Origin of the sequence: Flavobacterium gyeonganense (assembly GCF_029625295.1) — a bacterium.
Classification (GTDB): Bacteria; Bacteroidota; Bacteroidia; order Flavobacteriales; family Flavobacteriaceae; genus Flavobacterium; species Flavobacterium gyeonganense.
Genome location: NZ_CP121112.1, coordinates 1,266,587 through 1,289,179 on the forward strand (window position 1 = coordinate 1,266,587; position 22,593 = coordinate 1,289,179).

Annotated in this window: 23 protein-coding genes and 1 pseudogene; 9 read left to right on the forward strand and 15 right to left on the reverse strand. The window is 32.6% G+C overall.

Annotation, left to right across the window (positions count from 1 at the left end):
* Positions 1-24: 24 nt before the first annotated feature.
* Genes P5P89_RS05455 through idi form a run of 3 tightly spaced genes read right to left on the reverse strand, consistent with a single transcriptional unit; the run spans position 25 to position 1,445 of the window.
* Positions 25-483, reverse strand: coding sequence for a peroxiredoxin (locus P5P89_RS05455; protein WP_223679936.1), 459 nt, complete (start codon positions 481-483; stop codon positions 25-27).
* A 3-nt stretch (positions 484-486) separates the two neighbouring features.
* Complete coding sequence (locus P5P89_RS05460) at positions 487-897, reverse strand: 6-pyruvoyl trahydropterin synthase family protein (RefSeq protein WP_278011074.1); 411 nt, start codon at positions 895-897, stop codon at positions 487-489.
* A 20-nt stretch (positions 898-917) separates the two neighbouring features.
* The gene (gene idi, locus P5P89_RS05465) at positions 918-1,445 is read right to left on the reverse strand and encodes an isopentenyl-diphosphate Delta-isomerase (protein ID WP_278011075.1); all 528 of its coding nucleotides are present in this window, start codon (positions 1,443-1,445) and stop codon (positions 918-920) included.
* 290 nt (positions 1,446-1,735) lie between these two features.
* Between idi and msrB the strand changes: the two genes are divergently transcribed.
* Together msrB and msrA are read left to right on the forward strand one after the other, a co-directional pair.
* Positions 1,736-2,290 (forward strand): peptide-methionine (R)-S-oxide reductase MsrB, encoded by a 555-nt coding sequence (gene msrB, locus P5P89_RS05470; RefSeq protein ID WP_278011076.1) that lies wholly within the window; start codon positions 1,736-1,738, stop codon positions 2,288-2,290.
* Between the two features lie 13 nt (positions 2,291-2,303).
* Positions 2,304-2,912: a peptide-methionine (S)-S-oxide reductase MsrA gene (msrA, locus tag P5P89_RS05475; RefSeq protein WP_278011077.1), complete on the forward strand. Its 609-nt coding sequence runs from the start codon at positions 2,304-2,306 to the stop codon at positions 2,910-2,912.
* 79 nt (positions 2,913-2,991) lie between these two features.
* Here the strand turns inward: msrA and P5P89_RS05480 are convergent, their stop codons facing one another.
* Both P5P89_RS05480 and P5P89_RS05485 read right to left on the reverse strand, forming a co-directional pair.
* Entirely contained in the window at positions 2,992-3,801 is an 810-nt protein-coding gene (locus tag P5P89_RS05480) for a polysaccharide lyase family 7 protein (RefSeq protein ID WP_278011078.1), read from the reverse strand.
* Between the two features lie 662 nt (positions 3,802-4,463).
* Positions 4,464-6,022 (reverse strand): annotated as a pseudogene (locus P5P89_RS05485) (NAD(P)/FAD-dependent oxidoreductase).
* A gap of 110 nt (positions 6,023-6,132) precedes the next feature.
* Here P5P89_RS05485 and P5P89_RS05490 point away from each other — a divergent pair.
* Complete coding sequence (locus P5P89_RS05490; protein WP_278011079.1) at positions 6,133-6,372, forward strand: hypothetical protein; 240 nt, start codon at positions 6,133-6,135, stop codon at positions 6,370-6,372.
* A 126-nt stretch (positions 6,373-6,498) separates the two neighbouring features.
* Here the strand turns inward: P5P89_RS05490 and recQ are convergent, their stop codons facing one another.
* Positions 6,499-8,691 (reverse strand): DNA helicase RecQ, encoded by a 2,193-nt coding sequence (gene recQ, locus P5P89_RS05495; protein ID WP_223679975.1) that lies wholly within the window; start codon positions 8,689-8,691, stop codon positions 6,499-6,501.
* Positions 8,692-8,778: 87 nt separating this feature from the next.
* Here recQ and P5P89_RS05500 point away from each other — a divergent pair, with 87 nt between their 5' ends.
* The 4 genes from P5P89_RS05500 (at position 8,779) to lptB (ending at position 11,781) form a co-directional block, all read left to right on the forward strand.
* On the forward strand, positions 8,779-9,744 hold the full coding sequence (locus tag P5P89_RS05500; RefSeq protein WP_278011080.1) for a KpsF/GutQ family sugar-phosphate isomerase: 966 nt from the start codon (positions 8,779-8,781) through the stop codon (positions 9,742-9,744).
* Positions 9,744-10,559 (forward strand): twin-arginine translocase subunit TatC, encoded by an 816-nt coding sequence (gene tatC / locus P5P89_RS05505; protein WP_278011081.1) that lies wholly within the window; start codon positions 9,744-9,746, stop codon positions 10,557-10,559. Before P5P89_RS05500 ends, tatC begins: the two co-directional genes overlap by 1 nt.
* Positions 10,552-10,902, forward strand: coding sequence for a carboxymuconolactone decarboxylase family protein (locus tag P5P89_RS05510; RefSeq protein ID WP_110347804.1), 351 nt, complete (start codon positions 10,552-10,554; stop codon positions 10,900-10,902). Before tatC ends, P5P89_RS05510 begins: the two co-directional genes overlap by 8 nt.
* 138 nt (positions 10,903-11,040) lie before the next feature.
* The gene (gene lptB / locus P5P89_RS05515; protein ID WP_031455966.1) at positions 11,041-11,781 is read left to right on the forward strand and encodes an LPS export ABC transporter ATP-binding protein; all 741 of its coding nucleotides are present in this window, start codon (positions 11,041-11,043) and stop codon (positions 11,779-11,781) included.
* Positions 11,782-11,869: 88 nt separating this feature from the next.
* Here the strand turns inward: lptB and P5P89_RS05520 are convergent, their stop codons facing one another.
* On the reverse strand, positions 11,870-12,721 hold the full coding sequence (locus tag P5P89_RS05520) for a glycoside hydrolase family 25 protein (protein WP_278011082.1): 852 nt from the start codon (positions 12,719-12,721) through the stop codon (positions 11,870-11,872).
* The gene (locus P5P89_RS05525) at positions 12,696-13,448 is read right to left on the reverse strand and encodes a CDP-alcohol phosphatidyltransferase family protein (RefSeq protein WP_278011083.1); all 753 of its coding nucleotides are present in this window, start codon (positions 13,446-13,448) and stop codon (positions 12,696-12,698) included. The genes P5P89_RS05520 and P5P89_RS05525 overlap by 26 nt, the downstream gene beginning before the upstream one ends.
* A 189-nt stretch (positions 13,449-13,637) precedes the next feature.
* Here P5P89_RS05525 and P5P89_RS05530 point away from each other — a divergent pair, with 189 nt between their 5' ends.
* A complete protein-coding gene (locus P5P89_RS05530) occupies positions 13,638-14,705 on the forward strand; it encodes a putative type IX sorting system protein PorV2 (RefSeq protein ID WP_446681912.1) in 1,068 nt (355 codons plus the stop codon).
* Positions 14,706-14,730: 25 nt separating this feature from the next.
* Positions 14,731-15,861, forward strand: a complete 1,131-nt coding sequence (locus tag P5P89_RS05535; RefSeq protein ID WP_278011084.1) for an Lnb N-terminal periplasmic domain-containing protein — start codon at positions 14,731-14,733, stop codon at positions 15,859-15,861.
* 1 nt (position 15,862) lies between these two features.
* Here P5P89_RS05535 and P5P89_RS05540 read toward each other — a convergent pair whose 3' ends face one another.
* The 7 genes from P5P89_RS05540 to P5P89_RS05570 all read right to left on the reverse strand — a co-directional run bounded on the left by P5P89_RS05540 (position 15,863) and on the right by P5P89_RS05570 (position 22,561).
* On the reverse strand, positions 15,863-17,257 hold the full coding sequence (locus P5P89_RS05540) for a sugar transferase (RefSeq protein WP_278011085.1): 1,395 nt from the start codon (positions 17,255-17,257) through the stop codon (positions 15,863-15,865).
* A gap of 57 nt (positions 17,258-17,314) precedes the next feature.
* Positions 17,315-18,664 (reverse strand): O-antigen ligase family protein, encoded by a 1,350-nt coding sequence (locus tag P5P89_RS05545; protein WP_278011086.1) that lies wholly within the window; start codon positions 18,662-18,664, stop codon positions 17,315-17,317.
* Between the two features lies 1 nt (position 18,665).
* Positions 18,666-19,388, reverse strand: a complete 723-nt coding sequence (locus P5P89_RS05550; RefSeq protein ID WP_278011087.1) for a glycosyltransferase — start codon at positions 19,386-19,388, stop codon at positions 18,666-18,668.
* A 37-nt stretch (positions 19,389-19,425) separates the two neighbouring features.
* Complete coding sequence (locus P5P89_RS05555; RefSeq protein ID WP_278011088.1) at positions 19,426-19,734, reverse strand: glycosyltransferase family protein; 309 nt, start codon at positions 19,732-19,734, stop codon at positions 19,426-19,428.
* On the reverse strand, positions 19,731-20,849 hold the full coding sequence (locus P5P89_RS05560) for a glycosyltransferase (RefSeq protein ID WP_278011089.1): 1,119 nt from the start codon (positions 20,847-20,849) through the stop codon (positions 19,731-19,733). Before P5P89_RS05560 ends, P5P89_RS05555 begins: the two co-directional genes overlap by 4 nt.
* A gap of 78 nt (positions 20,850-20,927) precedes the next feature.
* Entirely contained in the window at positions 20,928-21,926 is a 999-nt protein-coding gene (locus tag P5P89_RS05565) for a glycosyltransferase family 2 protein (RefSeq protein WP_278011090.1), read from the reverse strand.
* Complete coding sequence (locus P5P89_RS05570; RefSeq protein WP_278011091.1) at positions 21,923-22,561, reverse strand: exostosin domain-containing protein; 639 nt, start codon at positions 22,559-22,561, stop codon at positions 21,923-21,925. The genes P5P89_RS05565 and P5P89_RS05570 overlap by 4 nt, the downstream gene beginning before the upstream one ends.
* Positions 22,562-22,593: the final 32 nt, after the last annotated feature.

Genomic DNA, 22,593 nt, shown 5'->3' on the forward strand with positions numbered 1-22,593 from the left:
AAAGGTACTATTATTTTTGCTAACCTACAACACCAATTCTTTAATTGTATCCAGTGCTTTCGGAATGTGACTGGCGGCATTTATACTGTCAAAAATCAAAATCACGACGCCATTTCTGTCAATAACATATGTTACCCTTCCAGGCAAAAGTCCGAATAAGTTATTTTTAACTCCAAAAAGGTGCCTTAATTTCTTGTCCTGATCTGACAATAAGATAAAAGGCAATTCATGTTTTTTAGCAAACTTCTGGTGCGATTTTACACTGTCACTGCTTATCCCAATTACCTCAGCACCTAAATCCTTAAAATCTTCATATTGATCCCTAAAACTACATGCCTCGGTAGTACATCCCGGTGTATTGTCTTTGGGATAAAAATAAATCACTAGTGGCTTTCGACCCAAAACACTTCGGCTTTCAAAAACTTCTCCGTGACTATCTTTTGCAGTAAAATTCGGAACTATATCTCCTATTTTCAATGACATTTATTATTCTCCTTTATAAGTTACAAAATTGCGGTCTGTTTCATAAAGCACGACTTCTAAATCAAAATCGGGCTGAATTCTTTTTCTGATTTTATTCCATATCACAACGGCAATATTTTCTGCAGTTGGATTCAAATCCTGAAACTCCGGAACATCCAGATTCAGGTTTTTGTGATCAAACGGAACTTCTACTTCTTCACGTATAATATCCGCTAATATTTTCACATCTAAAACAAAACCGGTTTCCGGGTCAATTTTTCCTGTAACACTTACTGTTAAACCATAATTATGACCATGAAAACTAGGATTGTTACATTTTCCAAAAACTTCATCATTTTTTTCAAATGTCCAGTCTTTTCTATATAATCGATGTGCAGCATTAAAATGCGCTTTTCTTGATATGGTTACTTTCATTAGGTTATGGTTAGCAGGTTTTAAATCTTGTGGTCTTCCAAATAATGATAAAATTCATCAAAAATTATTTTAAACCAGACAGTATATATTTCGGGGTGCTTTTCAATATCTTCTTTTATATCCTCAATTTTCATCCATTTCCAATCCTCTACTTCTTCTAAATTAATTTCCGGATTTTCATTGTAATACCCAATCATGACGTGATCAAGTTCATGTTCGGTCAGGCCATTATCAAAAGGTGCTTTGTATATAAAATGAAACAGCTCTTTTAATTCGGTTTTAAAACCCATTTCCTCAAACAGTCGTCTGCTACCCGCTTCTATATTTGACTCTCCTTCACGCTGATGACTGCAGCATGTGTTGGTCCATAACAAAGGCGAATGATATTTTTGATGTGCACGTTGCTGCAGCATGATTTCATTTTTACTGTTTAAAACAAAAACTGAGAAAGCACGATGTAAAACGGCTTTTTCATGTGCTTCTAATTTTGGCATCAAGCCAATCTGCTCATCATTTTGGTTGACTAGTATTACGTTTTCTTCTATCATAGGGCATGTTGATATACAAAAATACGAAAAAAGAATTGGCTGGAAAATCTCAGAAAAGATTGTGAAAAGTTTAACTGACAAGAAATTATGCATTTACCTAATTATCAAAAGACTACAATAAATAAATTCAAAAAAAGCCTTAAAAATAAGACCCTAAAACTATAGAGCGCATTTCTTCGTAAATAATATAAAGTTAAAACATACTTAAAAAAAACTCAATTGTATAGTTAGTATCATTTTGATTCAAAACCTAATTGTACATTTGAATAAAAACTTAAAGCACTCAAACAATGAAAACAAGAACACAATTTTTCAGGCTTTGCTTTTTAATTCTGGTATTTATTTTTCAGGCTTGTGGACAATCATCAAAAAAAAACAATACACAAACTTCTACCATGGGAAATAAAATAAATAAACCCGGAAATCCTTATTATTCAAATACAGATTCTACCAAATTAAATGTAACGGATGCAGAATGGAAAAAAGTACTTCCTGAAGACGTGTACGCAGTAATGCGTGAAGCTGACACCGAAAGACCTTTTACAGGAAAATATTGGAATACTGATGAAAAAGGCACTTATTACTGCGCTTCATGTGGAAACAAACTCTTCAGATCGGGTACTAAATTTGCAAGCAATTGCGGGTGGCCAAGTTTTTTTGAACAAGACAATAAAAAAAGTGTCGTTTATAAAAATGATAATTCGTTAGGCATGGAAAGAATTGAAGCACTTTGCGGAAGATGCAACGGACATTTAGGTCATTTATTTGATGATGGCCCGCCACCAACAGGAAAACGCTACTGTATGAATTCGATTGCAATGGATTTCATTCCAGATAACAAATAATAAATATTTATTCATGAAAAAAATACTTTTAATCTGTTTTTTTGTTTTCTCATTGAACGGATTCTCTCAGAAAAAAACAGTCGATATTGAAACTATTACACTTGGTGGAGGATGTTATTGGTGTGTCGAAGCTGTTTATGAAAATCTAAATGGAGTAAAATCTGTTGTTTCCGGTTATGCCGGAGGTAAAACAGTTAATCCAACCTATGAAGAAGTCTGCACGGGTAAAACGGGTCACGCCGAAGTGGTACAAATTACTTATGATAAAAACATAACAAACATTAATGAAATCTTCAAGGTTTTCTTTACTGTCCACGACCCTACTACATTGAACAGACAAGGCGCTGATGTGGGTACCCAATATCGTTCTGCAATTTTTTATACAAATGAAGAACAAAAAAAGGCTGCTCAAAACATTATTGCAGAACTTAATAAGGCAAAAGTTTACGACAGCCCGATTGTAACCAAAATAGAACCGCTTACAAAATTTTATAAGGCCGAAAATTACCATCAGAATTATTTTGCCAACAACAAAAACCAACCCTATTGTAAAATGGTGATTCAGCCTAAAATCGAAAAGTTTGAAAAAGTTTTTAAAGACAAACTAAAAAATAAACCTTAAGAAACGGTTATATATTACCAACAAAAAAGTCTGTGCCAAATGCGCCACAGACTTTTTCATATTTATTGTTTAGATTTTCTTAGTGAGTAACATCTAATGAGTAAAATTTCACATTTGCGAATGCTCCTGTTTGATCTCCCTGAAGATTACATCCAACAGTAAAATAATTATCAAATGAATTCCATAGTTTGTAATCACCTCCAGAATACACTTTTTTCTCACCGTTTACACTAACTTCCATCTTTCCATCACTAATTTCAATCTGGAAATTAAATTTATCAAAATCAACTTTATTTTTAAAAGTATAACCATCATCATCAATCCACGAATCTTCTTTTAAAATATCAATGCCTGTAATAGAAGGATCTGCTAACCTCTTTGATCTCAATTTCACATATCCATTATCCCAAAAAACTTTTAAGATTGATGGAGCAGATTTATCTTTGGCACCAATTTGATTAACCTGATCTTCTTTTAACCTTCCTCCAATCTGAGCAAATATAACACGCGGATATTGGTCATTTTTTTTAGAAATATCCCCCATTTTAATCGAAGCTTTTAATTTTGCACCTTGTTTAAAAGACCAGCTTGCATCACCTCCAAATGAGTTTTGCTCTTTTAGATCTGTTTTATTAAAAGATCTTTTCGATTTGATAGAAGGATAAACATAAAAAACCAAAGACCTGTCAGTCAAATCATTGAACATGAATTTAGTAATTTCAACATTTTCAGAATAATCCAAAAGTTTTGGTGCTTTGTAAGTGGTTACCGAACCTTCAGGAATAGTTAACTTCCATAAAGTCAAATCTATTTTTGGTGCTTTTTGGGCATGAATTATAAAAGTAGTACTTGCGAATAATAATAAAAGATAAGTTCTAATTTTTTTCATTTTTTTGGTGTTTTTGGATTAAATAATTTTGTAAAATCAATTTAAAAATACTCCCGAGCAAAAAATGTTCCAAAAAGAAAAATTTAAAATCTTTTCATTGAAGAATTTTACCTCAAGAATACTATTGTAATCGATTGCATAAAAATAGATTTTTTTTTCAATTTCCTCATATTTTTTTGCATTATATTTTCTATTTCTCAAAAAAAAATACTAAAAAATTGAATTAGTATAAATTTAATCAAAATTAAACAACGATTATTAAGAAATAAAAAACCATCATATATAATTATTGAATATTCTATAAAAATAAATTCAATAATTTATGATAAATTATATAAGTATTTTTTTATAAAAGCAAAGATTACCAAGTATTTAGATACAAAATAAACAAATAACAAAACTGTATTTATCCCGAATAAAAGATATTAAGAAAATTAAAAATGTAATAAATGTTAATTTTACGATGAAAAACTTGACATTTATTACATTCTAAAAAATGTTTTATACAAGAAAACCGAGCTTCCGTTTTATTCCAATAATTAGTTCTATATTAATTAATTACAAAAGGGAGCTACTAATTGAATTTTATAGGAAATAAACAAGAGTAGATTTCTATCTGATTAAAAAATCTAATATCCATACCACACAAATCAACCAGAAAATCATTTCAAAGATGCGGCAATCATCAAAGCGCATTTTTCTCCATCAATTGCAGCTGAAATAATTCCTCCTGCATAACCTGCACCTTCCCCACAAGGATACAATCCTTTAATCTGTAAATGTTCATAAGTATCATGATTTCTTGGAATTCTAACCGGAGATGACGTTCTGCTTTCAGGAGCATGCAGAATAGCTTCGTTTGTTAAATAACCCCGCATCGATTTTCCGAATTCCAAAAACCCTGACGCATAATCTGAGCCAGAAAGCCAGGAAAAACCTTCCCCATTTCTATCGAAGTAGTACCAGGAACATAAGATGTTTTTGGAATATCTGTTGAAACCTTGCTTTGTGTAAAATCAATCATTCTTTGAGCAGGAACTTTTTGAGTTTCCCCGGCAAGATGCCATGCCTTTTGTTCGATACTTTTTTGAAATTCCATCCCGGCCAGTGCACCAAATTTAGCAAAAGGCCTAAAATCTTCTAATTTTAATTCGACCACAATTCCGGAATTTGCAGTTGACTGATCACGTTTAGAGGGCGACCAGCCGTTTGTGACTACTTCACCGGGACTCGTTGCGCATGGTGCGATTACACCACCCGGGCACATACAAAATGAATACATGCCACGACCGTTTACCTGTTTCACTATAGAATACGGAGCGGGAGGCAAATGTTCTCCACGATAATCACAACTGTATTGAATACTATCTATTAATTGCTGAGAATGTTCAGCACGCACACCTAAAGCAAAAGGTTTAACTTCTATAAAAATATTCTTTTTATCTAATAGTTCAAAAACATCACGAGCCGAATGCCCCGTTGCTAAGATTAATTTATTTGCAAGAATCCTGTCTCCATTTTGAGTGACGACTCCTTCTACTTCATTGTTTTTTACTAAAATATCTGTTACCCTGGTGTCAAACAAAACCTGACCTCCAAATTCGATTATTTTATTGCGGATATCTTCTATTATTTTAGGCAATTTATTGGTTCCGATATGAGGATGTGCTTCTACCAAAATATCTTCAGATGCTCCAAAAGCGACTAAAAGTTCTAAAATACGGGTTACATCACCGCGCTTTTTAGAACGAGTATATAACTTTCCATCAGAATAAGTTCCTGCACCTCCCTCTCCAAAACAGTAATTAGAATCTTCGTTTACTATATGCTCCCGATTGATTGCTTTCAGGTCGCGGCGACGTCCGCGCACGTCTTTTCCACGTTCGAGTACAATTGGCTTCAAGCCTAATTCAACTAATTGTAAAGCCGCAAAAAGACCGGCCGGTCCAGCACCAACAACAATCACTTCCTGTGCTTTTGAAACATCCTTATATATAGGAAGCTCAATTTTAGATTCCTGAAAAGATTCTCCTTTTAAATAAACAACTACTTTTAAATTGATTTTTATTGCTTTCTGTCGCGCATCAATTGAACGTTTCAGAATCGAAACATGCTGAATTTCCTGAGAAGAAATTTTTATTTGTTTAGACAAATAGTCTTTCAGTAATAATTCATTTGCTGCTATTTCGGGAGTTACCTGAAGTAAAAGTTCTCTGGGCATTTTGTTTATTTATTGGATTAGCTTTTCTATTTATGAAAAGAACATGCAAAAATAACATTTTGAACTGAGACTTCGTACCTTTGCCTCATTGAAACTTTGCAGCTATAATAATGTCAAGAAAAATAAAACTAATTTGGGATTTTCGTGGTCCGGCTTCTGCCAAAACAGCAGAACATCACGAAATCCATTTGAAAGAATATATTACAATTGAAAAACTCCCGTTGAATATTACGGGATTTAAAATCATAAGCGATATGCATGCGGTTGCTTTTATGGTGGTAACTGATGAAAACATGATTCAGGTAAGAGATACTTTAAAACCACATCGGGGAGAAGTTTATATGGAATGAAATTCCAAAACTATTCTAAATTTTCAATAAAAAAATTCCAAATTCCAAGTTGACGATACAATTGGAATTTGGAATTTATATTTTATTTCCTGCTATTTTTGGAATTTGGAATTTCAAAATTGGAATTTAATTCGCAACCTCACTAATAAACTTAATTCTCATTAATCGCAATTCGTCAATATCGTAATCTCCATCAAATTCTTTTAAGGCATCTTCAATTTTGTCGGATTCTGATTCCATAAAATAATCGTGGATTTCTTCCTGCTGATCATCATCAAGCATATCATCAACCCAATATTTGATATTTAATTTAGTTCCGGAATAAACAATTTGTTCCATTTCCTTAATCAGAGCATCCATTGTTAATCCTTTTGCGGAAGCAATATCACTTAGCGGCAGCTTTCTGTCGATATTCTGAATAATGTATAATTTATTAGCAGAATTAACTCCTGTAGATTTTACAACCAAATCATCCGGACGGATAATATCATTATCTTCAACATATCTGCTTATTAAAGCAACAAATTCACCACCGTATTTTTTTGCTTTTCCTTCGCCCACCCCATGAATATTATACAATTCCTGTAATGTAATGGGATATTTCAAAGCCATATCTTCCAGAGAAGGATCCTGAAAAACCACAAAAGGAGGCACACCGAGTTTTTTCGCTACCTTTTTTCGAAGTTCTTTTAACATTGCAGTCAAAACCTCATCAGAAGTCCCTGATGATTTAGATGATGCTACGATTGATTCATCATCGGCTTCGCTATATTCATGATCTTCAGACATCATGAATGAAACTGGATTTTTGATAAAATCCAAACCTTGCTGCGTTATTTTTACAACCCCATATGTTTCAATATCTTTTGACAAATATCCAGATACTAAAACCTGACGCAACAATGCCATCCAGTATTTTTCATCATGATCTGAACCGGAACCAAAAAAGGATTGTGTGTCTGTTTTATGAGCCTTAATAACTGCATTAATACGACCTATTAAAGTAAATACAATTTCTTTTGATTTATAAATATGTTTGGTATCGCGAACAATCTCCAACAATTTAACAACCTGATCTTTTGCTTCAATTTTGTTTTTAGGATTTCGTACGTTATCATCCATATCCGCTCCATCTCCATCATCAGGAAATTCTTCACCAAAATAATGCAAAAGAAATTTTCTTCTTGACATTGATGTCTCAGCATAAGCCACAACTTCCTGCAATAAAGCAAAACCTATTTCCTGTTCTGCAACAGGCTTGCCAGACATGAATTTTTCCAGCTTTTCTACATCTTTAAAAGAATAATAAGCCAGGCAATGCCCTTCACCTCCGTCGCGTCCTGCACGACCGGTTTCCTGATAATAACTTTCAAGCGATTTTGGAATGTCGTGGTGAATTACAAAACGAACATCCGGCTTGTCAATTCCCATTCCGAAGGCAATTGTAGCTACGACTACTTCAACATCCTCCATCAAAAACATATCCTGATGCTTAGCACGGGTTTTCGCATCCAGACCCGCGTGATACGGAACAGCACTGATTCCATTAACCTGCAAAACTTCAGCAATAGTTTCTACTTTTTTACGGCTCAGACAATAAATAATTCCGGATTTCCCTTTATGCTGTTTGATAAAACGAATAATATCCGATTCAATATTTTTAGTTTTAGTACGAACTTCGTAATATAGATTTGGTCTGTTAAATGATGCTTTAAAAGTATTGGCATCAACCATATCCAGATTTTTCAGAATATCTTCCTGAACTTTTGGTGTGGCAGTAGCTGTAAGTCCAATAATTGGTACTTTCCCCAATTGTTTAATAATATTTCTAAGGTTTCTGTATTCCGGTCTGAAATCATGCCCCCACTCTGAAATACAATGAGCTTCATCAATTGCTACAAATGAAATCGGTACGCTCTGCAAAAAAGCTACGTATTCTTCTTTTGTCAGCGATTCGGGTGCAACATATAAAAGTTTAGTTAAACCAGACGTTATATCCGTTTTAACCTGGGCAATTTCTGTTTTTGTTAAAGATGAATTTAGTACATGAGCTATTCCATTTTCAGAAGAAAGACTTCTTATGGCATCCACCTGATTCTTCATTAAAGCAATTAAAGGAGAAACAACAATTGCAGTCCCATCCTTAATCAGAGCGGGCAATTGATAACAAAGAGACTTTCCACCACCCGTAGGCATAATTACAAAAGTATTCTTCTCATCTAAAATACTTCTAATGACCTGCTCCTGCAAGCCTTTAAATTGGCTAAAGCCGAAATACTTCTTTAATTCTTTATGTATTTCAATTTCGTTTGAACTCATTCTTTATATTAATGGATATTTTGTATAAATTTGCAACACATAAAGATACGAATTTCTTTCACACTCACAAATTTTAACTTTCCTGATTTGATTACAAAAGAAAATATTTTAGCTATCGCAAAAAAAACAATTCTCTCTGAAAGTGAAGCAATTACTAAGCTAATTGATTTTCTTGACGAGAATTTTTACGAGGCTGTTCAACGCATATACGAAACAAAAGGCAGATTAATTGTTACCGGAATCGGAAAAAGTGCCATCATTGCGCAAAAAATGGTTGCTACTTTTAATTCAACGGGAACACCTTCAATGTTTCTCCACGCATCTGAAGCTATTCATGGCGACTTAGGAATGGTTCAAAATAACGACATCATTATTTGTATTTCAAAAAGCGGAAACAGTCCTGAAATAAAAGCTTTAGTTCCTTTATTAAAACGTTTTGGAAATACTTTGATCGGAATGACAGGCAATATAACTTCTTTTTTGGCTAAAGGTTCTGATTATGTTTTAAATACCACTGTTGACATGGAAGCATGCCCTATCAATCTGGCTCCTACAAACAGTACAACAGCACAGCTTGTAATGGGCGATGCGCTTGCAGTCTGCCTGATGGAAATACGTGACTTTAAACCAGAAGATTTTGCTGTTTATCATCCAGGCGGTGCTTTAGGAAAAAAATTACTACTTCGTGTAAAAGACATGATCGAACATTCATTAAAACCTACAGTTTCCCCTGAAACATCCGTTAAAAAAGTAATTTTTGAAATTTCTGAAAAAAGACTGGGTGTAACAGCAGTAGTTGAAAATGAAAAAATAGTTGGAATCATTACTGATGGGGACATCCGAAGAATGCTGAATGACCGCGACAGTATTGCAGATTTAACCGCAAAAGATATTATGAGCAAAAACCCAAAATTAGTTTCATCTGAAACCATGGCAGTCGATGCACTAAATATTTTAGAAGATTTCTCTATAACCCAGCTCATTGTTGCTGATAATGGAGAATACAAAGGAGTTTTACATTTACATGACATTTTAAAAGAAGGAATTATATAATGGCAAAGAAAAACCTTGGCGAAATGTCATTTTTAGACCATCTCGAAGAATTAAGATGGCTTTTAGTCAGAAGTACAATTGCTATTCTTATAATGGCTTTTGTTACGTATTTTTTTAGTGATTATTTATTTGATGAAATAATCCTGGGACCAACAAGACCTACCTTTTTTACTTATGTATGGTTTTGTGATTTATCACATCAATTAGGATTCGCAGACAGCATTTGTATTACTGAACTGAATTTCATTATTCAAAACACTGAAATGGAAGGACAGGTCAATATTTTTGTATGGATGTGTATTTTGGTGGGCTTCATTTTAGGTTTCCCCTATATTTTATGGGAGCTTTGGAAATTCATCAGCCCCGCTTTATACGAGAAAGAAAGAAAAAATGCTAAATTGTTTATTTTCACTTCTTCTCTCCTGTTTTTTTTAGGAGTAATTTTTGGATATTTTATTGTGATTCCGATGTCCGTGAATTTCGTTGCCACTTTCTCAGTGAGTGATGTAGTAAAAAATCAATTTACCCTTGATTCTTATATGGGAATGGTAAAAACAAGTGTCCTGGCAGGTGGTTTGTTTTTTGAGCTGCCTATTATCATTTATTTCTTAACAAAATTAGGCTTAGTAACTCCGGTTTTTTTAAGAAAATATTGGAAATATGCCGTAGTTCTGATCCTCGTTATAGCAGCAATTGTAACACCTCCAGATGTGGTAAGTCAGACAATTGTAGCAATACCAATGTTGATTATCTATGAAGTGAGCATCCTAATTTCAAAGATTGTTTATAAAAATAAAGAGAAAGAAAATGTCTGATATTATACAAGAGTTTAATGACTATCGTTCTAAAATGAACGAAAAGTTACTTGCTGACAACAACAAGATCGTAAAGCGAATTTTTAATCTTGACACTAATGCTTATGCACCAGGCGCTCTGGATGTAAAAACAAAAGAGCTTTTGGGCCTAGTAGCTTCAGCAGTTTTACGCTGTGATGATTGTGTAAAATATCATTTAGAAACCAGTCATAAAGAAGGTGTTACGAAAGAAGAAATGATGGAAGCAATGGGAATCGCAACTCTTGTTGGAGGAACTATTGTAATTCCGCATTTGAGAAGAGCTTACGAATTCTGGGAAGCGCTTGAAGAGTCAGAAAATTAGATAATTTGATAATTAGTCAGTTAGATAATTTAACACGATATGTTAATTCATTTATTTGATTAATTAATTTTTATTTATTTTGCCGATCTGAGATTGAAATTATCTCATTTTCAAATTACCTAATTATCTAATTAAACAATGAAATTAAGAGCCGATAATTTAATCAAAACTTATAAAGGTCGCAGTGTTGTAAAAGGAATTTCTGTTGAAGTAAACCAGGGAGAAATCGTTGGGCTTTTGGGACCAAATGGTGCTGGAAAAACAACTTCTTTTTATATGATTGTAGGATTGGTAAAACCAAATCAGGGAAATATTTACCTTGATGATTTGAATATTACTGACTATCCTATGTACAAACGTGCACAGCAAGGAATTGGCTATCTGGCGCAAGAAGCATCTGTTTTTAGAAAATTAAGTATTGAAGACAACATATTGAGTGTTTTACAATTAACAAAACTTTCAAAAGAAGCTCAGATTGCCAAGATGGAAAGTTTAATTGAAGAATTCAGTTTAGAACATATTCGCACTAATCGGGGCGATTTACTTTCCGGAGGAGAGCGTCGTCGTACCGAAATTGCACGCGCACTTGCCACAGATCCAAAATTTATTTTATTAGATGAACCTTTTGCCGGAGTTGATCCAGTTGCTGTAGAAGACATTCAGCGAATTGTAGCACAGTTAAAAAACAAAAATATCGGAATTCTGATTACAGATCATAACGTTCAGGAAACTTTGGCAATTACTGACAAAACGTACTTAATGTTCGAAGGAGGAATCCTGAAAGCAGGAATTCCCGAAGAATTAGTTGAAGACGAAATGGTACGCCGTGTTTATCTTGGACAGAACTTCGAATTAAGAAAGAAGAAATTAGAATTCTAAAAATTCTTAAGCGATATCAAATGGTAAGAACTAAAATAGTTATTTAATTCTTACCATTTTTCTTTTAAAAATTACTTTTTACAAAAAACTAATCAACTGTAATAAACTGCAATTGCTGTAAATCTCCGTTATAAATATTTATATCCACAGTACGATCAATACCAGGTACGCTCGCTTTTTCTGTGAACTGCCAAAACAGCCAGTCATCTTCAATTTTTTCTCTGTAAAAATTATAATTGGCAATCCAAAACAGGTATTCGCCAAATTCATCTTTCAAAAAATCTGAATAGTATCGTTCTCCTGTATAAATTATTGGACGAACTTTATAATGATTTTCTACTTTTAAAAGCCAGCGTTTCAATCCTTTTTTTAAACTATCCAAAGATTGGCTCTTCGATAATTTTTCGATATCAAGAACCGGAGGCAAATCTCCTTTTTCCAGCTTTACTGTCTCAATAAAAAGATCAGCCTGTTCAATAGAATTTTCATTTGGCCTGTAATAATGATAAGCTCCTCTGATCATTTTATTCTTTTTAGCTCCAATCCAATTTCGTTTAAACTGAAAATCTTTTCTGTCTTTACCAACAGTTGCTCTTATAAAAACAAAATCAAGCGGATACTTTTGTTCTAAGGTATCAACATACGACCAGCTTATTTTGCCCTGATATTCCGATACATCCAAACCAATTGATTTACCTTCATGCTTTGCCAGAACCTGAAAATTACGAATATCTGATAAACGCTTATCTTCAATCTCTTTTTCAGACATTTTATTGCTTTTAAAACCTAAATAATAGGCTAGTCCTCTTCGATAATGATAGATTACTGCAACAAAAAGTATTGCGAAAACGGAGAAAGAAATAAAACGTAATATCTTGCTAAAAAAGGATCTGCCGCTTTTTCTGGAAGCCGTTTTACGATAAGTGGTTTTTCTGGCCATTCGAATAAACTACTTTTTTCAAAAATTTATTATTTGTTACTGATAACAATACATAAAAAATAATAATCACAGGAATTGCACTGAATTGAAGCAACAGAAGCAAAAAGATAGAAATTGCTAAAAAAACAATTTGAAGCATATTATCTTTGAAAGTAAACTTTTTAATCTTTAAAGCAAATAGTGGAATTTCAGCATTCAAAATATAAGCACTACACAGTACAATAGCCCCCAAAACCCAATGATTCGTTAATATTTCGAATAACATGAAAGAATCTGAATATTCAATTACTAAAGGGAGACTCAAAATAAAAAGTGCATTTGCAGGTGTTGGCAAACCAATAAATGAATCCGTCTGACGCGTGTCTATATTAAAATTAGCCAGTCGGTAGCACGATCCCAAGGTTACAATAAATCCTAAAAACGGAATAAAAACTGAAGCGATTACATCAATAGGATTAGCGCTTTTCACAAACAAACTGTACATAACATATCCCGGCACTACTCCGCTTGTTACCATATCTGCCAATGAGTCCAGCTGCAACCCAAGCGGACTTGAAACTTTAAACAACCTTGCAAAAAAACCATCAAAAAAATCAAAAAAGATTCCCAAACAAACCATATAAAAAGCCATTTCATAATTTTGTTTAGAAACAAAAACTATTGCAATACAGCCACAGAAAAGGTTAATGAGAGTAATTAAATTAGGAATATGCTTTTTAATATTCATATTTTATATTTTTGAAGATTTACAAAGCAAATTTAGCATAATAAGTCATTCTTATATGCGTTTTTAATAGAGTTTTTTCTTCAGGCACCCTACTTTTATATTATTTATAGTAAGGAAGAAATAAGCTCAGTAAAAAATTATATTTTTGGTAAAAATTTAAACAAGCTCAGGTTTGAAAAAATAAATGCCTTGAAAAAAATCTTAGTATTTTTATTATTTTGGAATTGCACATCACATTATGCACAGACGGTTCGAAAATATTCGAATGAATTTATGAATATTGGTGTTGATGCTTCTGCCCTGGCAATGTCAAGTGCTGTTGTTGCTTCGACTAATGATGTCAATTCTGTGTATTGGAATCCGGCGGGGCTTACGCATCTTGAAGACCATCAGATTTCATTAATGCATGCCAGTTATTTTGCTAATATCGCACAATACGATTATATCGGATATGCAAACCCGATTGATGAGAGAAGCGCCTGGGGAATATCGATGATTCGCTTTGGAGTTGATGATATTATGGACACTACGCAATTAATCGACAATCAGGGAAATATTGATTACAACCGCATAAGTTTGTTCTCTACCGCTGATTATGGTTTTACATTTTCATATGCCAGAAAATTGCCCATTGAAGGATTTCAATATGGTGTAAATGCCAAAATAATCAGACGTGTTATTGGAAAATTTGCTAATTCCTGGGGATTTGGATTTGATTTTGGTCTTCAGTTTGAAAGAAACGACTGGAAATTCGGATTGATGTTGCGGGATATTACGACTACTTACAATGTTTGGAATATTGACGAAGAAGAATACAAAAAGATCTCAAATGCCATTCCGGGTGAAAATCAGGAACTACCGGAAAGCACTGAAATTACATTACCGAAAGCACAATTAGGAGTTTCAAAAAAGTTTGAATTTCATAATGACACAAGTCTTTTGGTTGCCACAAATTTAAACATGCGTTTTGAACAAACCAACGATATTATTTCATCAAATATTGTAAGTATTGATCCCGCAGTTGGATTTGAATTTGGTTACACAGAACTTGTTTTTTTAAGAGCAGGGGCAGGAAATTTTCAAAATGTGACCCAATTAGATAATTCAGAGAAATTAAATTTTCAGCCTAATATTGGTCTTGGTTTTAAATACAAAGGAATTCAGGTTGATTATGCACTGACTGATTTAGGAAATCAAAGTACTGCTTTATATTCTAATATTTTTTCACTTAAAGTAGATTTAGGGATCTTTAGATAAGATTTATTATTAAAAAAATCCAGCCATGAGAGGTTTTACGTTTCAAAAAATAATGTTGTTGTTACTGATGTTCAATTTTAGTTTTGGACAAAGTTTACCCTTATCAAAAAAAGCACATGTAAGTGTATTAACTTGTGGTCTTGGCAACGAATCGTATTCTTTTTTCGGGCATACTGCTATACGTGTTGCTGATCCTGCAAATAATATTGATGTTGTATATAATTATGGTGCTTTTGATTTTAGAACTCCTAATTTTGTTGCTAAATTTGCAAAAGGTGATTTACAATATTTTGTAATTGCACATTCTTTCGTCGATTTTATAAACGAATATAATTACGAAAAAAGAAGCATTTATGAACAAGAACTCCTTATTCCACAAGAAGCGAAACAAAAACTTTTTGATAACTTAAACACTACCCTGCTTTCGGAAGATCGTTATTATACTTATAAATTTATTGATAAAAACTGCACTTCTATGGTAGTAGATATCATTAATAAAACATTAAATAAAGAGGTAATTACCAAAAAAGGAGATACTAAAAAAACGTATAGAAGCATATTGTTCCCTTACTTTGATGGTCATTTTTACGAGAAACTAGGAACGAGCATCATTTTTGGAACTAAAGTAGATCAGTCAGGAACTAAAATTTTCCTCCCATTTGAATTAAAAAACAGTTTAGAAAAAACAACTTTTCAAAACCATGCCTTTGCGAGTAAAAGCAAAACACTCTTAAGTTTTAAAAAAGAAACACCAGTTTCATGGTGGAATAACATTTACAGTTATATTATGATTCTTGGTTTTATTATCCTAGTAAATAAAAGATTTATTGACAAAATCTATTTGTTTATCCTATCCTTAATGGGAATCTTTTTTGTTTCGATGGGGTTTTATTCTTTCCACCATGAATTGGCAATGAACTATAATATCCTTTTATTTAGTCCGTTGTTATTGCTGCTGATAGCTTTTTCAGCGATTAACAACAAAAAATGGACTTATAAATTTGCTACATTTCATTTGGTCTTATTACTTATTTATGCACTTTTTATAATTAACAAATCGCATTTTTTCATCGTTTTACCAATAATAATTACAACTGGTGTTGTTTTGGTAAGAGTAGCGATTAGAAATAAAAAAAGAATACCCATAATAATCTAGTTTATTGTCCTCTGTAAAATAAAACAGTTGTTATTGTTTTAAAAGTAATACTCAAATCCAGAAAGACACTTCGATGCTTAATATAATATAAATCATATTGTAGTTTGATGAGGCTTTCTTCTATGGACTCCCCATATGAATAATTTACTTGTGCCCAGCCGGTAAGTCCGGGTTTAATTACGTGACGGGTTTCATAAAATGGCATTATTTCAGCAATTTCTTTAACAAAAAATGGTCTTTCAGGTCTTGGTCCAATAATAGCCATATCGCCTTTTAAAACATTTATAAATTGCGGAAATTCATCAATTCTTGTTTTACGCATAAATTTACCGAATGGCGTAATTCTTTTATCGTTTGATTTTGCAAATACAGCTCCATTGCTTTCTGAATTTTCAACCATTGTCCTGAATTTATAAATTTGGAATACTCTTCCGTTTTTACCTACACGTTCTTGTGTATAAAACAAAGAGCCTTTATTCCAAAAGATATTTGCGATAAAAATCAATGGGATAAAAAAAGTGCAAAAGAATAAGCCCGTTAATGAAAAAACAAATTCAATAAAACTTACTAATAATAAGTAAAGCTTATTATTATTGCTACAGCTAAAGGGGAAAAATCGATAAAAATCCCTAGCAATATATTGAACCGGAATACGCTGTGTTTTGCTTTCATAAACCTGCGTGTATTCTCTAATAATATTTCCTGATTCCAATAACTGAAGCAAATATTGATACAAATCTGCTGTGATGCCCTCAGTTTTTTGTGAAGCTATAATAATTTCTGAAATATTATTTTTATCCACAAAAGCCAGCAGATCATTTTTTTCAATTTCTTTTATATAGTTTAATGAGAAATCTTGATCAGCTAAAATATCTGAATTCACAAAACCAATGATTTTATAATGTGGATCTACATTTTCTAATCCTAAAACGAGTTCATCAACCTGATGTTTATTACAAACTAAAATTACGTTTTGTGAAAAGCGGTGAGTCGCTAAAAAGAAAACATAAAAAAAGCGCCAAAGTAATAAAGCCCCCAGAATTGTAAAATAAAAAATCAGAATCACCAAACGCTGCTTTGGAAGTTCAGGCGACAAAACAGGGGTAAACAAATATACTAAAGTAGCTGTTGTTACAGTTAAGATAACGCCTCTAAGAATCTGAAACTGGTTGCTGGCTATTTGAAGATTATAAATCTCAAAGATTGCTCCGAAAATACTCAGATACACAATAAATAGTATTGGTCTTTGATAATTTGAATCATCCAAATTGAAATATGGATAATAAAAAATCTTATCCATTAAATACATTGCAAGTAAAACAAAAGCAATATCAAAAACCCTAAGAAGTATCTTTCTTTCTGAAATTTCAAAATGCATTCTTTTGTTTGTTTGCATAGTCGTTTGATTTACAAGCTTCTTAATTTGAGGCAAATGTATAATAAAAAATAAAATTTAATCGCCCGAATTTTCTGCTTTTTCAGGAATTTTAACCTGAACTAAAAGAAGTGATAATGCATATACAAAGGCCGGAGCGGCAAGACGCATAGCAGCATGATTAATGGTTAAAAGCCAAAAAGCCAAAAAAGGTAATGCTAATATATTTTGACGGTTATTTAAAAATAAAAACAGAGGTGTGAAAAATAAAATTAGTAAACCAAACAAACCAAGTGAACCATGCTCTGCCAGCATTCTCGTAATTTCATTATGTGATGCTGCAACAATTCCGGTTTCTTTTGCCCTAATTTCTTTATTTTTTCCAACTCCAACTCCTAAAACAGGATTTTCGAAAAACATTTTCAGTTCAGATTCCATAAGCGTTTCCCTGCCAGTCAGTTGACTTTTCTTTTCCCTTCCCAAAGCATCCTGATTAGCATAACGTTTATTAATCAAACCACTGGTTTGCAACGAACTATACCCCCAAACACCCATTCCAGCTAAAAATGAAAATATTATTATTAATGCTATCTTCGGTTTTATATTAGCATTAGCCTGAAAGAACAATACTATTACAAACAAAAAAATCATCACCACTGCCGTTATTATTCCTCCTCTGGAGAAAGTAACAATTCCACGAAAAGCAAAAATTAAAACAAAGCTCGCATTTATTAATTGTAGTAATTTACTTTTGGAATTTAGTAGTAGTTGCACAAAAAAAACAAAAACACCCAAACCCAAAATAGTAGAAACCTGATTGGGGCCAAATCCCCCAGAGGTTGCAAAATTAGATTGTGTTCCTGTAACTACATCCTTAACACTTGGAGTATATAAAAATAAATAAATCACTACAGAAATCATAGGTAGACAAAATGCTGTAATTACTCCCTTTAAACGATCAAATGTTATTTCCCGTTTATAACAATAGATTGCAGAAATCCCTAAGCAAACCGGACCTGATATGTTAAAAGCAATAGCCTTTCGGATATTCGTTTCAAAGCTAAGTGAAATAAATGAAAGGATAATGGACGGAATCAATAATAGCAAAAAGAACCAATATATCAGACTATTTCTTGAAAATCCGGAATAGATCATTCCTAAAAACATATAGATTAAGATCGTATATTTTCCGAATTCATTAAAAATTCCTCCCCCTGTCATTCTCAAAAGCACCTCAATACTTACCACATATGCTGACATAACGAGTGCTTCATTATTTCGGTTTCTATTTTTTGAAATATAATAAAATCCCAATGCAAACACTAAAACGGTTAATACTGTCGAAATAATAGGTAAAACGTATAAAAATATGCCAATAAGGGCATGAATTAGTAATAAATAAATGTACGATAAATGTTCTTTTTTCATTTTAACTGACTAGCCATTTTAAATATTTTTTCATTACATTTTCTGCAGTATAATCAGCCTTAATAACACCATGAAGTGTATTTCCAAAATCAATTCTCAAAAGATTATTTAAAATCAATTCTTCTAAAGATAGATAAAACAAATCAGGTTGATTTGAATCAACTATAAAACCATTTTTTCCATGTTGAACAATCATGGGTACTTCTCCTACCCGCGTTACAACAACAGCTTTTTTATACAATCCATATTCTAAAAGTACCACCGGAAGGCCTTCAGATTTTGATGTTAAAACAGCGATATCAGCTTGTGCTAAAATTTCCGGGACGTCTTGTCTGGAGCCGTATATAAAAACATTATCTCCTAGATTAAAATCAGAGATTTTTTTCTTTATTTCTTTCGAATAATCATCTTCAAAATCTTTCCCTATTAAATGGAATGTCCAGTCCGGATAAAAGTCGTGGACTTTTTTTGCCACTTCCAATAATAAAAAATGATCCTTATCCTCTCTAAGGTTTGCAAGAGATACAATCCGTTTCCCCTGAAATCCTTTCAAAACAGTATTTCCAGACGCCTGATTTGCATTTAAAGGAAAATTCGGCAAATAAATAACATTTTTAGCACGCATTTCTTTTTCAGTCCACTCCTTTAACTTTTGATTTACCGCTATAATATTATTAAAAAAAGGGAGAACGAGTCTTAAAACTAATAATTTTCTTGTAGGCATAAACTTAATACCTCCATAATGAAGATGCCAAATCAACTTAACAGAAGGTAGCGTTATTTTTAATAAAAAAGCTAAAAAAAGAAGTACTGTGAGCATGGATATAAGAAACTTTATTTTTCACAACAAAAGATCGTAGTCGCAAAAGCGCTTTAAAATCAAGTTGTTGTTTTTTCTCTAAAAATAAATAAGATACATTCGGATTAATTTCTTCCTTAAGAAAACCTTCTTTGCGTGTCGAAACTAAACCTGAAAATTGAATTTCATCTGCTAAAACATTTGCATAATTTACGGCCATACGTTCAGCTCCGCCAGCATCAAGTGAATCTATTATTTGAATAATTCTCATTTTACTGTAAGTTTTTTAATCTCGTCTTCGAAAACCTCAAGTGTGAATTGCTGTGACCATTGACTTGCCAGCTTACTTTTAATTATAAAATCACCTTCATTATTGATGATCTTTTCAATTTTTGCTACATCATTATTAAGTTCCATTTCAAGCAAAAGTCCTCTATTTTCATTATCCAGCATATAAGGGACACAAGAAACTTTTGTCGAAATTGGCACACAACCCCAAAACATTCCTTCAGCAATAGCTTTTGGCCAGCCTTCGCTTTTTGAAGGCAAAATAACAAAGTGACTGTTTTGGTAAGCTATTTTTACAGTCTCCTGATTTTTATTTCCATGCAATACTATAATTTCATGTAATCCATTAGATCTAATATAATCCTCTACTATTTTCCGTTCTGATCCCTCTCCGTACAATTCCAAAATCACATTATGTCCGTTTCTAAATAATACCTCAACTAATTGTATTACATACAGAGGATTTTTACCCGAAGACAATGTTCCTACAAAAACAAAATGTATTTTTTCTTTTAAATTCAAGGTCTTAATTGGGGATTTTTCCTGCTCTGAATAGGTAGCCGTAAAAAATGGTTTTATATTCCTTGTGCTTCCTTCCCATTCTCCATAAACCAAAACCAGCATATTTCGCGTTAAAAATGTATTATTTAATATCCATTTTTGCAGGCGATAACTCCACGGCTGTTTTGATTTAGGATCCCAATTACCTGCATATTTTGCGGTTTTGGGTTTATCGGGAAATAAAATCTGAACAAAACAGCCCAATAAACCAATATTACCCGGGCAGCGTAAATGTATATGATCAGCTTCTTTCATTGCTTTGAAAATTTGCCAGCCTATTTTAGGTATTTTTATAATTGCATTGCAAATGGATTTAAAACCCAGTAAATTAATGTTTTCGATCTTTAAAAATTTAATGTTACTATGATTGTAAGCACTATCAATTTCCGTATTACTTACCTGAATAACAGGGGCTACAATAATTAATTCATCAATATACTTCAACCAGACATTCATCTCGCGAACATAGGGGGCATAACCAAAATATTGGCCCTCTTTTTCTATATGATTGACATGGGTAATAATTGTAAATTTCATTAGTTTTTAACTAAATTATTTATGACAGTCAAAAAGATTACAATTTATATATCATTTTGACGCAAACTACATTGTAAATTAATTTAATTTGGGTTTATTAAAAAGTAAACTCCACCATCCAATCATCCTTCCTAATGCTTCTGATAAAGCTGCTTTCCTATCGATACCTTTAATAGTATTTGTAAATCTAATCAACATAAGCAAAATAATTATGGAGTGCCATTTATAACTATCCATAAATGTTGGATTTGGATTCTTTACCCGCCAAACATACCAACCGTTTCTTACTACCATTTTTCCATACTTAAAATGCTTAGGACGTCCGGAAGGATTGTGGAAATGTTTTAACTGCACATTTGAATTGATTACATTTTTCCCGAATTGCAATGCTCTAATACTAAAATCAGCATCCTCATACAAGCCATAACCTTCAAAGTAAGATGAAAACTGAATTTGATCCACTACATTTTTTCTAAAAGCCATTGACATCCCAATTAACAAATCTACTTCATGGATTTTGTTATTTAAAGGAAAACCGCAAGTACGCCCATGTGAATAATTTGGCATTTTACCAGGTCCAAGATTAGATTGTAATCCTAAATAATTACGTACCATATTACGTTGTCCCTCTTTATAAACAAAACCATCAAAAAAATAATACTTTTTTGGGTTATACTTTTTGCCTTGTTCTATTGGTTTCCATTTGTTTTCATTGATAGCCACTCCTCCTACCCCGGATATATTTGAGTCCGATTTAAACGTTTTGATTAATTCTTCAAAATAGCCTGTCTCCAAAATGGTGTCATCATCTAAAAAACAAACTATTTCTGCATTATCAGTCACTCGTTCAATGCCATAATTTCTTTGTTTTGTTAAACCTCTGTGTTCCGGAGGAACAGCAAAATAGTATAAATTCCTGAACCTCCTCTTTTTTAGCATTAATTCTGTTTTAGTATCTGATGATCCATCAATAATTAAAATTTCATCAGGATACATGCTCTGTTTTTCAACCGACTCCAATAAAGAAAGCAGTGGTTTTGAACGCATATAGGTGCATATAATTAATGAAAATGTCATTCTGGCTTAATTTTGCTGCTTAACTGGATAAAATAATCTATTCTGTTTAATTTTTCCAGTATCAGTTTTCTATTATTTCTCTGCATTTCCTGAAGTTCAAAATCTGTTTTTGAAGCATGAAAAGTTATTAAATCTTCAACTATTAATTTTTCTGAAACTATTAAGCAGTGACTTTTCCAATCAATTTCATCAGCCAAAGGCAGCCTTACATCAGTATCAACCAAAACAGGAATTCTTCCCATTATTAAAGTTTCATAGAACCTAACTGAAAAATTTCCGTTACCTCGAAGGCAAAATGTGTATAGATTATTCTGGATATTTTCAAAGAATTCAAGTGTTGTTTGTTCTTTGGTAACATTTGTATTTACTGCTCCTGCTCTATATTTTTTTCTCGGAATAAAATTGTCCTGTATCTGGTCTTCTTTTACCATTCTATTTAATAATAAATACCTCTTCCTTGGCGCAGGAAAAAAAGAATGATAATCTTCCCTGTTTCCAGAGTACAAATTACTAAGGTTCCTTTTAATGTGTAATGCAAATTCTTTACTCCATTTTAAAAAAGATCCATTTGCATTTCCAACAAAGCCAATACTTGGTTTTTCGCCTTTTGGAAGTATAAAAAAATCATTTTTCAAAATATTTCTGTATGGGTCATTTACAAAACATG